The sequence below is a fragment of the Comamonas sp. w2-DMI genome (genome assembly GCF_040187735.1).
GTDB lineage: Bacteria > Pseudomonadota > Gammaproteobacteria > Burkholderiales > Burkholderiaceae_C > Comamonas > Comamonas terrae.
This window is the reverse complement of the sequence record NZ_JBANEL010000055.1, coordinates 1-10,011: the sequence shown is the minus strand read 5'-3', so window position 1 is coordinate 10,011 and position 10,011 is coordinate 1. Positions and strand designations below refer to the sequence as shown.

Here is a 10,011-nt window from a genome sequence, read left to right as displayed (position 1 = left end):
ACCCCCGATCTGTGCCCGATCTGTGCCCAAAGCGGCGCTTGCGCGGCCGCTTCCTACCCGCCAGACTCGCCAAAAAGGGCGGTTGAACTTCCTATACCCGGACGCTCGCTCACGCGCTCGCACGAGCGACCGCCGCGCGCGTGAGCGAGGCGCGAGCGCTCCAGCCAACTGGATCTCCACGGAGTGCCGCAGCTCCTGGCCGTTGGCGACGAGAGCGGCCCAGGTCTTGGGCGGCGCGGCGCCAAGGCGCGGCGCCTTGACCAAGGCGCGGCGCCTTGCTCGAGGCGCTGCAGGAGCGCTACGGCTCGGCGGCCACGCCGGTCACAAATTCTGTCGTCAGGTCTTGACCGATCCCGCGCCGCGAGTACATTCCCGGCCCACATTCCAGCGTAGCTCAGTTGGCAGAGCAGGCGGCTGTTAACCGCCGGGTCGTAGGTTCGAGCCCTACCGCTGGAGCCATTTTTCTCTCGTCGCCAACCAACGGCGAGGGTCGGTAAACAGAAGCCCCCAAGGAGCGATCCGAGGGGGCTTCGCCGTTTCTCCCCGGAACTCCGGGCGTTTCGCGCGCTGCCCGTGCTGCAGCGCCGCTCTCGCGCGTGCTCGCAGAGAGCGCCGAGTGCGCTCGATGAGCGCTGCGTGGGACAGCTCTCCCGCTCTCTCTCCTGTCCCGTGGGGAGAGAGAAGCCGAGAGGCGTTTAACTGCGTACCCGGCGATCAACAGTCGGCCCCGTTGGTCAACAGCTTCGGCGTCTGCGAAGGGGGCGAGCCTGTTCATCATCGGGGCGACGGCTCGCGAGGAGCGACGAACGGTTGCCCGCCTTCGCGCGTGGAGAGCTGGTCGCGCGAGCTTGACCGCGCTTGCGAATCTGCGGGCGCGAGGTCGTCCTCGCTGCTCACGTTGCCGCGCGTGTCAGGTGCGCTGTGCCTTGGGCCTCCTGCTCGCGGGCGACCCGCGGAAGCCTTGGTGACCGGGGAACATCAGACGCAGTGCTGCGGCGATCTGAGCAAGCACATGGTCGGCCAGCTCGCCGTGCGGATCGGTCGCCCACTGCGTCGTCGCGCCCGCGATGATCGAGTGGAGGAGCAGCTCCGCCCCGGCGGGAGTCCCTGGCGGCAGGCGTTTGCGGATCCCATCCACCACCGCGCGGCTCCGCTCAATCGACAGCTTGCGAAGCTCAGGAACCTGAAGCTCGTACCAGGAGATGAGGAAGTTCACCGAGAAGTCGTAGCGGGTGTTCATGCTGCGAACGAGCACCTGCAGGAAGCCCCAGAGGCCCTCCGGCCCCGCGCCAGCCGGCATCGCGTCGAGGTGAACCCTCACCTGCCCAACGCTGCGCTCCATCATCCGGACGAGCAGCGTGTCGCGGTTGGTGAAGCGCTGGATCAGTGCCGCGCGCGAGAGACCCACCTCGTTCGCTACTTCGCTGAGGGTGAAATTGATGGGACCGCATCGCTTGAGAACGGCGGTGGCGGCCTCGAGGACCTCGTCATCGGATTTGAGCTTGGGGCGCGGCATCAGCGTTCACCTCTTGCGGAGCCAGGACGATCTGCAGTCGGAAGCTCGAGCGCGGCAAGGGGTCCGAAACGGAGGCGAAGCGTGAGCAGGGCCACGCCCCCCGCGAACCCGGCGGACACGACGAGGCCGGGGCCCGGACCAGTGACGTCGACGAGCGCACCCGCCGCGAGCATCACCGCCGGCGCGGCCGACAGCATCACCGCCGAGATCGCGCCGAGCACCCGCCCGAGAAGCGCCGACGGAGTGCGGTTGTAGATGGCGGCGTTGAGGATCGGCGAGACTGGACCGGTCAACAAGCCCACTAGCGCGCCCAGCAGGACCAGCAGAGGCACGCCCGGCAGCAGCGAGAGGATGAGGGAAGCGCCGGCAAAGGCCGAGAATGCCACCGCCAGCCAGACCTGCGGTGGCAGCCGCGCGCCGGCGGTGGCGTGGATGGCAATGCCCGCGAGGCCCCCGGCACCCATCGCCGAGGAGAACAATCCGAGATCTGCCGCTGGGCGCCCGACATCCAGGAACAGCGCCGGCAGGATGACGCTGCCGTTGCTGCCGGCGATGCCCGCGAAGAGCATCACGAGACCGAGCAGAGGGCGCAGCAGGGGTTCACGCCAGAGGAAGGCCGAACCGGCGCTCATGGAGAGGTCCTCCGCCGTCGCAGTGGTCCGCTTGGCTGGACCGGGGAGCACCCACGCTGCGAGAAAACCCGCAAGCATGGAACAGATGGCCGTGAACCAGAGCGTCGGCGCAGCACCGAGCAGGCCGACCGCCGTGCCCCCCAGCGCCGGTCCACCCAGGACCGCGATATGGCCCATCACCGCCTTCAGCGACGACACGCGCTCGACGGAGAGCCCTGCGATGCGGCCAAGCTCGGGCAGATGGCTGTCCTGCGCGGCCATCCCGGGCGCGTCCAATACGGCGCCGAGCACGACGCAGACGAGCAGTGCAACGTTGGAGAGCGCGCCGAGGGCGTAGAGAACTGGAATGCCGGCCATGGCGGCGCCACCCAACACGCCCGAGATCAAGGCGAGGGGCGCGCGCCCGAACCGGTCGACGAGGCCACCGCCCACCCACGCGCCGAGAATTGTGGCGACGACACTGCTCGCGGCCGTGATGCCCGCCCAGGAAGCGCTCCCCGTGTGCGACAGGACGAACCATGGCAGCGCGAGTGTCGCCACCGCATTGCCAATCCGGAAGAGGAAGACCGCCGCGAGCAGCGTGACCAGCGGCCCATGTCGACGTTCCCTCATTCCTCTGCGGCGAGCTGCGTCTTCGCTGTGGAGAGGTGAGTCTCGTTGCCCGACTCCAGGCCAAAAAGGGCGTAGGTCACCGGCCAGACCGCAAGCCGCTCCGCAGTGTGGTGCGCCATCCGCGACCACGTCCGCCCACCAGCCGCCTCGTACGCGAGGAGGAGTTTCGCCAAACCCGCGTCGCCGAACACCATCAGGTGCGAGGTCATGTCGATGCAGGGGTCATCCACACGGGCCTCGCTCCAATCAATCATCCCCGTCACGCGCTCGCTCTTGTCGACGAGTACATGGCCCACGTAGAGATCTCCGTGCACGGGTACGGAGAAGTCCGGCCACGACGAGTCGTCGTCCAGCCAGCGCTGCCACCGATGAAGTCGCTTCCCGTTCACCTCGAGTTCCCGGCGGACGCGGTCGATGTCGTCCGCCACTTTCTGACGGGCCTGCGCCGGCGTGCGCACGAGCATTCCGGCAGCCTCGGCTGCGGCGACTGGCACCGCGTGCAGGGCGGCGAGCGCCGTCGCGAAGCTCCTCGCAAACACCTCGGAGTCCTGCGGTATCACCCACTCGGGCATGGTGGAGCCCGGCTCAACGATGATCGCGGTTGAGTCCTCGAGCAGTGGGTAGGCGACGAGCTCGGAGGTTGCTATGCGCCAGTCCGGCACGGCGAAGGGCAGGTGCCGCCTGAGCATCGCCAGCGCCCGCGCCTCCCTCTCCACCTTGGCGCTCACGTCGGCACGGCGAGGGATGCGCAATACCCACCGGGTCCCGCCTTCGACGGCAGAGATCACAATTTGGTAGTCGAGCCCGAGCTCGTTGATGGTCAGCGGGCCCTGCAGCCGAAGCCCGTGGCGGGCTGCGAGCGCGCGCAGTTCGGCGGTGTCGGCGGCAGCGGTGTCGGCGGTCAGGGTCATGGACGCTCCATACGAGGGTGTGGCCGGAGTATATAACCGACGCGTCGGTTATTGTCTAGCGGATGCGCGGCCGTTTCGGCAGCGGCTCTCGCCGTGCCGAGCGCAGATCGCGCTCCGCTTCCCCAAGGGCACTGGGGCTCACCGTCGTCGTCGCCTGCGTGCTCTTCTCCTCCGTGGCGCGTCGTGCGAAGTGCCCGTCGCGTGAGGACATACAGGCTTCCGTTTCGACCCATAGCAAGGCGGACGGATGTCGATTATCGATGTTCTTTCAGGCACTTGGAGGCCGGGCGCCTACACGGCGATGGGCCGCGACGACGTTGCGCCGGGCGCGCCCGTGGCCCTTCGCGCGGGGCACGACGCCGGGCTGCGTGACTCGGCCACGTGGGCCAACGTCGGCGCCCGTGGCGCGCGTCAGAGTGCGACCACCGCGTAGCGCGAGCCGGGGTTCATCGCCTCGAGCTGGGCGCGGCGCTTCTCCGCGTCCTCGGCGGTGGCGAACGCGTCGTACTTCCAGTCGTTCCTGGTGGGCGCCATGCGGCTGATCGAGCCGTCCTTGTTCACCGACTTCACCATGAAGCGCGCGGTGGCTGCCGCCTGCTCGATGGCGCGCTTAGCGCGCGCGTCGGCGTAGGCGCGGAAGGCGGTGGTGCTCTTGATCCTCATCGTCGTCGTCCTCGCTTTCGCGGCGAGCCCCGTGCCCGTCGCGTGAGGACATACAGGCTTCCGTTCGTGCCCCCAGCAAGGCCGAATGAGGTGGTTTCGGACGTCTTTTCAGGTGCTTGGAATGGTCGCGGAATCTCGCGAAGTTGGGGCGTCGGACGCCCGTGTAGGCCTGCCGACGCCCCTCCGAGTCCGCCGCGCTCACGCGCCTGTGGCGCCCGCGTTCGTGAAGAGCGCCGCCGCGTCGCGCGCGCCGAGATGCGCGAGGTAGTGGCCGATGGCGCCCCGGAAGAACTCCATGCGGTTCTTGATGCCCTTCGCGCGCCAGGCCTCGTCCATCTTGTCGGCGACGTCCGCCTCGAGCCGCAGCGGGAGGATCTTCACATCGAGCGGCTCGCCGTCGCGCGCGCGGGTCTTGCGCGGCCCGACGTTGATGCGGCCCTTCTCGGCCTCGCGGATCTTCCAGATGAGGTAGCGGCGGTCGTCGCTGCCCGTCTCGCGGCCGACGGCGTCGCGGTACTTCGCCTGCAACTCCTCGATGGTCATCGACGCGAACCGTCCGCGCTGCTTCGGCGGCGTGCTCTCGCTCTCGGCGAGCGTCGTCTCGGGCTCGGGCACCGACGTCGCGCGCTCGCTGGTGCGCGTCGGGCGCGGCGGCTCCTCGGCGGGCGCGGGCTCCACGGCGCGCGCCGCCAACGCCTCCTCGATGCGCCGGACGAGAAACTTCTTGTTCGGGCTCTTGGTGGTCTCCCCCGTCGCCTGCTTGAAGCGCTCCGGTTGTCGCCGAGCATCGAGGCCAGGAAGCTGTCCCCGAAGGTCTTCATCAGCTTCTGCGCGGTGGCTTCGCCGATGGTGGGAATACGCTTCAAGGCACGCAGCACAGCCGAGGACTGGTCGCTGCCGGACAGTGACCGCGGACGCATCAGCGTCCACAGCGCGCCGCCGCAGCCATTGCACTTGCGGCGGAACTCTTCCGCCTCCAGCTCCTGAGCATTGATCGGCTCGCCGTCGAGGTTGGTGACGACCTCCCCGCAGTGCGGGCACGCCCCTACGTCGCCGTGACGGGTGTGCTTGCGCGCGAAGGCGGGCTTCCAGTGAAAGCCCATCCTCATGCGGACACGACCGAGAACGAAAAACTCCTGCGCCGGCGAAGGCACGCCAAGCTGCTCGCGCAACTTGATCAGTTTGAGCAGCGTGTCCGGGCCATTGAGCACCCAGACCTTTGCGCCCGCGACGGTTTCGAGGATTTCCCGGCGCCACTTGTAAACGAGGTGCGGCGGGCTCAGGACGAGTGTGCGGCGATAGCCTTCGGCATGCAGGACCGCGGCCAGCGCAATGCCGATCGTGGTCTTGCCGGTGCCCATCTCGCCGTTGACGAAAACGGCCCGCTCGCCCTGGTTGACGAGCAGTTCCGAGGCCGCATGCACGACCTCGGCCTGGGCGGGGAACAACTGGCGTTTCAGCCCGGCCAGCACCAGTTGCCGGTGCGGGCGCGGTGTGCCGCTATAGACGGGCGGGTTCGCCCGATTGAGGGATTCCAGCAGCTCGTCCCCGAACTCGGAAACGAAGTCCTGAAGGCTCATGGACAGTTCGGACGGTTCCTGTTCGAGCAGGTCGTCCATCTCGGACGAGGGGTCAGCGGCCGGGGCCGCGTCGATGACTTGTGCGTTCATGGTGATGCTCCGAAAGAAGAACGGGGCATGCACCACTCCCCAAGGGGCGGTGACATGCCCCAGGGGTGGGAAGGAAAGACCGGCCGGATTCGGGATCTGGCCGGTGATGACGACGATCAGTACTCGCTGGGCAGCAGCACCGTGGTGACGCTGCGATCCCATTCGGTGATGACCCAGACCTTCAGGCTCGGGCCGACCTCATAGGCAGAGAACAGGCGGGCCTCACCCGACTTCAGCGCGGCGTCGTTCTGGCGCCGGTCGCTGTCGTCGAGGTCGCCCCAGTCGGCAGACAGATGCCGCAACAGGTACGGACGGGGATTGAGCTGGCCTTGTTGAACCAGGCTGGCGACGCCCGAGGTCATGACGACCTGGCCGGGGTTGAACCTGGGAAAAGCGTGTTGGGCAACGGTGGACATGGAGATGGCTCCTTCAGGAAAAGAGGCACCTCGCCCCGTCGGGGCGAGAAACCCCGGTGGGTGGAAAGAAAACGCGCCGCGGCTGCGGACGCTGGACGATCAGTTCACGGCCCCTTCTTCGGGCAGTTGCACGACCGTGGTGCGCTGGTCGTCACTGGTGATGACGAGCAGGAACAGCTTCGGTGTGATCTGGAAGCGCGACGTCATGGGAGCGCTTTGCTCCAGCGCGACGTCGTTCAACTGGCACTCGGCCTCACTGGCCTCGCCCCAGTCGCCGCGCACATGGCGCTGCACATAAGGCAAAGGGTCGATGAGGCTCTTGCTTGCCAGCCAATGCACCTTCTCACTCAGCTTGAGCGTGCCCGGTGCGAAGAGTGGTGGAACCTTGGGCTTGCGCCCCTGGAAGATGGACAGCATGGGGATACTCCTTACAGGTGATGAACAACAGGCGGCAAGCCGCCTGCGGGGTCAGTGGATGGTGAGAACCTGTCCCAGCGTGGAAGAGCTGGGTGTGAGGTCCCAGGCCCGAATCACCGGCACGAACTTGTCCGTCAGGATTCGGGTCTCGGCCAAGGAGCCGTCGTCGCGCTCGCGGTATTCCACGGCGGAAGACTTCTGCTTGAACGTGTCGCCCTTGACGGCCAGGGTGCGGCCGGTGGGCGACTGCACGACACCGGAGATCGCGCCGGCCGCGAGGGCCAGTGCCAGGTGCCACTGGGACAAGGCGCGTGCCGGAGCACGCAAGGTCTGCTGGGTCGCGCCCAGATGGGTCTCGAACGCAGGCCACAGGCCTTTGAGGCGCCGCACTTCGTCGGCGAACTGCTCCGGTTCCATGCTGATCCGGTAGAAATACTCCGGCTCGGCCTGGGCCGTGGGGACCACATACGGCAGCAGCGTCCATTCGGGCGGCAATTCTTCCGCCTCCTGTTCGCCCAGGCCGATTTGCAGCAGCCGGGCGCGGGACGCTTTCACGTCATCGCCCGCCTGGTCGCGCTGCCGGACACGACGCCCGAACACCACGACCTGCTTGAACTGCTTGTCCACCGCCTGGAACACGGACAGGTCCGTGAAATGGCGTGTCAGCCAGCCGACCATCTCCTGATCCAGCACGTAGGACGGCAGGATGAAGACCAGGATGCCGCCGTACTGCAACAGGGGCAGCGTGCGCTGGTAGAAGAGCTTTTCCAGCCGGGCGCGGCCCTTGCCTTCGTAGCCCAGGTTGCCGCTGGTGTCCCTTGCGAGATCGCCATACGGCGGGTTGAGCCACAGGAGGCCGAAGGCCTGCCGCGAGATCATGGTGTCCATCAGGTCACCGTGGATGCAGTGATCGACCAGCAGCCGGGCGTGGGTGGCCCGCTCCTGGTCGAACTCGACGGCATAGGCGCTGGCCAGCTCAGGCCCGAGGGCCTGGGCGGCTTCGGCGATGGCAACGCCTTCGCCTGCGCAGGGGTCAAAAATGCACATCGACCCGTCACCGGATGCCAGTGCGCCGAGGGTTCTTTCAAGGGTGGCTTCGTCGGTCGGGTAGTACCCGTTCTTGGCGAAATTCCGAGCGAGCCTGGGGAACATGAGTGCCATGGGAAGTCTCCTGTCTGGTTGGGATGAAGGACGGAAGCACGCCAAGGCATGCCTCCGCGTTGGGTCAAACCGATTCCACTTCCGGCGTCCAAATCCTGGCCGGATAGGGATAGGCGGTGAGCACGCCCTGGCGGATGAGGTCGCCCAGCGCTTCGGTGAGCGCGGGCACGTCGATGGCGAGCCGGAACCCTTGCAGCGGCCCGAGGGCCATGCGCAGGGAGCACAGCATTTCGCGCTCGCGCAGCAGCGCCAGGACTGGCGTTTGCCAGTGGTCCAGCAGCGGCAGCGGGCATGTGTCCTTGACCAGGTGCCACAGGCGTGACGTTGGATCGGCCGCGGAGCGCGGCAACAGCGCCAAGGCGCTGGCCGAACTCTTGTCGGGCCGGATGCAGCGCCGGTCGAACAGCCAGAGATTGACCATCGAGCCGAACAGCGTGCGGCGATAGCTGCGGGTCAGGCGCTTTTCAAGGCGCTCGACCGAGCCGACGAACACGGGCAGCGAACCGCCCTGGTCGGTGACGACGTGGAACTGGTCCAGGCCGTCCTCGCTGCGGCCCAGGGTGAGCCGCCCGATGAACTGCTGGATGGCGGTGTCGCGCGCCCAGACCGAGAGAAAGATCAAGTCGCCCTGGTTCCCGCAAACGCAGGCATCGGCCATGAGGTCGCTGCATTCGTCGATGCGGTACAGGGGCTGGTCGGATGAAGTTGCAGGCATGGTGGTTTCCTCGATGTGAGGGGCGCACCGCCCGCAGGGGCAGTGAATGCCCCGTTAGGGATGAAAACGCGCAGCGCCAGGGCGAATGCCTCGGCTGCGTCGCAGGTGACGTCAGGCGCTCAGTTCGGTGAACGAACCATCGGCCTCATGCTTGACGACGCGATTGCTGACGTTCCCCGCGTAGTCCTTCTGGACTTCGGTGAACATGCTGCTCGGCACGTCGATGTGGAAATGGCCCAGGACCGCACGGTAGTAGTCCAGGCCGTGGCCGAACGGGTCTTCCTCGTGCAGGTTGCTGTACAGGAAATCCTCGTCCTCGACCTTCATGGTGCTGTCGATCAGCTCGGCAGGCTTGCGGATCGTCATGAAGAAATAGCGCAGTGGCCGATCCCAGCCGAGCATGACCGTGATGGGAAGTCCCTTGTGATGGGTCTCGAAGTAGTGCTGGCTCATGGTGGTGTCCTTGGATGAGCTGGAACAGCACCGCCCGCGTGGGCAAGTGCTGCCCTGGCGGGTGGAAGGAAGAGATTCAGGCCGTCAGCGCCGTAGCGGATGCCAGGGCGGCGGTCGGGGTACGCCGTCGTGCGTGGTAGGCGCGAACGCCTGCACGCCAGTCGGCGGACTGCTCCGGTGCGAGATCCAGATAGGACAGCGGGCACGAGTAGTAGTACGGGTGCATGGATTCGTCCAGCGGCTTGTAGCCCCACTGGCCGCCGCTGCATTCGAGCAGGTCGCAGCGGATGTAGCGCAGGGACTGGCCCTGCGAGAGATCACGATGCACGCCTTCGACCTTGGCAGTCATTTCGATCACGGACCACAGCACGTTGCCGCGCAGGGTGTGGGCGATGACCTTCGCGCTGACGCGCTCGGTCTCCTGGGGTGCGACCAGTTCCGCGATCAGGTCGGATCGCGATTGGGAAGAGAAATACCAGCCCATGAGAGGCCTCCTGAAAAGTGGAGCCGGAGGCCTCCCCGTGGGGAAGACACCCAGCGGGTGATGGAATGCCGCGCGTGCGGCGATGGATTTCGGTGCGGACTAGGAACCGCAACCGGCTGGGCAACAACCCAGCGTGATCCCGTGCGAGCAGCAGCCGTTTTCGGCGAGCCACTCTTGGGTTTCCTGCCGTTCGGCAGGTGTTGCGTAGTCCCATTCCTCGGTAGCGATTTCCAGGGCATGGGCGCGCTGGCTTTCCGGCAACCGACTGACTTGCGCGTCGATCTCGGAACTGAAAAGCGTGACCCAGTGTTCCCAGGACAGGCCGCAACCACGCTGGGCGTGCTCGGCGGCGGCCTTGCAA

At 66.9% G+C, this 10,011-nt stretch carries 12 protein-coding genes, 1 tRNA gene and 1 pseudogene; 1 reads left to right on the top strand and 13 read right to left on the bottom strand.

From position 1 onward, the window contains the following. Nucleotides 1-383 precede the first annotated feature (383 nt). Nucleotides 384-459 (top strand) — tRNA-Asn (locus V8Z74_RS25715). Between the two features lie 451 nt (nt 460-910). Here V8Z74_RS25715 and V8Z74_RS25710 read toward each other — a convergent pair. From V8Z74_RS25710 to V8Z74_RS25650, 13 genes and pseudogenes are all read right to left on the bottom strand, one after another. Continuing rightward, the gene (locus tag V8Z74_RS25710) at nt 911-1,516 is read right to left on the bottom strand and encodes a TetR/AcrR family transcriptional regulator (RefSeq protein ID WP_349712215.1); all 606 of its coding nucleotides are present in this window, start codon (nt 1,514-1,516) and stop codon (nt 911-913) included. Further along, a complete protein-coding gene (locus V8Z74_RS25705; protein ID WP_349712213.1) occupies nt 1,516-2,760 on the bottom strand; it encodes an MFS transporter in 1,245 nt (414 codons plus the stop codon). The genes V8Z74_RS25710 and V8Z74_RS25705 overlap by 1 nt, the downstream gene beginning before the upstream one ends. Beyond that, nucleotides 2,757-3,671: a macrolide 2'-phosphotransferase gene (locus V8Z74_RS25700; protein WP_349712211.1), complete on the bottom strand. Its 915-nt coding sequence runs from the start codon at nt 3,669-3,671 to the stop codon at nt 2,757-2,759. Before V8Z74_RS25700 ends, V8Z74_RS25705 begins: the two co-directional genes overlap by 4 nt. Nucleotides 3,672-4,082: 411 nt before the next feature. Continuing rightward, nucleotides 4,083-4,334, bottom strand: coding sequence for a hypothetical protein (locus V8Z74_RS25695; RefSeq protein WP_349712209.1), 252 nt, complete (start codon nt 4,332-4,334; stop codon nt 4,083-4,085). A gap of 198 nt (nt 4,335-4,532) precedes the next feature. After that, a complete protein-coding gene (locus V8Z74_RS25690; protein WP_349712207.1) occupies nt 4,533-4,877 on the bottom strand; it encodes a ribbon-helix-helix domain-containing protein in 345 nt (114 codons plus the stop codon). Between the two features lie 230 nt (nt 4,878-5,107). Continuing rightward, nucleotides 5,108-6,004, bottom strand: a pseudogene (locus V8Z74_RS25685) (DEAD/DEAH box helicase family protein); the annotation flags it as partial. 116 nt (nt 6,005-6,120) lie between these two features. Beyond that, entirely contained in the window at nt 6,121-6,420 is a 300-nt protein-coding gene (locus V8Z74_RS25680; RefSeq protein WP_021264228.1) for a hypothetical protein, read from the bottom strand. Between the two features lie 99 nt (nt 6,421-6,519). Beyond that, entirely contained in the window at nt 6,520-6,837 is a 318-nt protein-coding gene (locus V8Z74_RS25675; protein ID WP_021264229.1) for a hypothetical protein, read from the bottom strand. A gap of 51 nt (nt 6,838-6,888) precedes the next feature. Further along, nucleotides 6,889-7,998 (bottom strand): DUF6094 domain-containing protein, encoded by a 1,110-nt coding sequence (locus V8Z74_RS25670; protein ID WP_349712204.1) that lies wholly within the window; start codon nt 7,996-7,998, stop codon nt 6,889-6,891. Nucleotides 7,999-8,062: 64 nt separating this feature from the next. Continuing rightward, nucleotides 8,063-8,713, bottom strand: a complete 651-nt coding sequence (locus V8Z74_RS25665; protein WP_021264231.1) for a hypothetical protein — start codon at nt 8,711-8,713, stop codon at nt 8,063-8,065. Between the two features lie 111 nt (nt 8,714-8,824). After that, complete coding sequence (locus V8Z74_RS25660) at nt 8,825-9,166, bottom strand: hypothetical protein (RefSeq protein WP_021264232.1); 342 nt, start codon at nt 9,164-9,166, stop codon at nt 8,825-8,827. Nucleotides 9,167-9,242: 76 nt separating this feature from the next. Beyond that, entirely contained in the window at nt 9,243-9,650 is a 408-nt protein-coding gene (locus V8Z74_RS25655; RefSeq protein ID WP_021264233.1) for a hypothetical protein, read from the bottom strand. A 99-nt stretch (nt 9,651-9,749) separates the two neighbouring features. Continuing rightward, nucleotides 9,750-10,011 (bottom strand): hypothetical protein (locus V8Z74_RS25650; protein ID WP_349712201.1); only part of this gene is annotated, 262 nt, incomplete at its 5' end.

Coding starts and splice junctions, on each gene's coding strand:
- V8Z74_RS25700 (WP_349712211.1), bottom strand. CDS start 3,671: ATGACCCTGACCGCCGACACCGCTGCCGCCGACACCGCCGAACTGCGC.
- V8Z74_RS25705 (WP_349712213.1), bottom strand. CDS start 2,760: ATGAGGGAACGTCGACATGGGCCGCTGGTCACGCTGCTCGCGGCGGTC.
- V8Z74_RS25660 (WP_021264232.1), bottom strand. CDS start 9,166: ATGAGCCAGCACTACTTCGAGACCCATCACAAGGGACTTCCCATCACG.
- V8Z74_RS25655 (WP_021264233.1), bottom strand. CDS start 9,650: ATGGGCTGGTATTTCTCTTCCCAATCGCGATCCGACCTGATCGCGGAA.
- V8Z74_RS25695 (WP_349712209.1), bottom strand. CDS start 4,334: ATGAGGATCAAGAGCACCACCGCCTTCCGCGCCTACGCCGACGCGCGC.
- V8Z74_RS25675 (WP_021264229.1), bottom strand. CDS start 6,837: ATGCTGTCCATCTTCCAGGGGCGCAAGCCCAAGGTTCCACCACTCTTC.
- V8Z74_RS25680 (WP_021264228.1), bottom strand. CDS start 6,420: ATGTCCACCGTTGCCCAACACGCTTTTCCCAGGTTCAACCCCGGCCAG.
- V8Z74_RS25665 (WP_021264231.1), bottom strand. CDS start 8,713: ATGCCTGCAACTTCATCCGACCAGCCCCTGTACCGCATCGACGAATGC.
- V8Z74_RS25710 (WP_349712215.1), bottom strand. CDS start 1,516: ATGCCGCGCCCCAAGCTCAAATCCGATGACGAGGTCCTCGAGGCCGCC.
- V8Z74_RS25670 (WP_349712204.1), bottom strand. CDS start 7,998: ATGGCACTCATGTTCCCCAGGCTCGCTCGGAATTTCGCCAAGAACGGG.
- V8Z74_RS25690 (WP_349712207.1), bottom strand. CDS start 4,877: ATGACCATCGAGGAGTTGCAGGCGAAGTACCGCGACGCCGTCGGCCGC.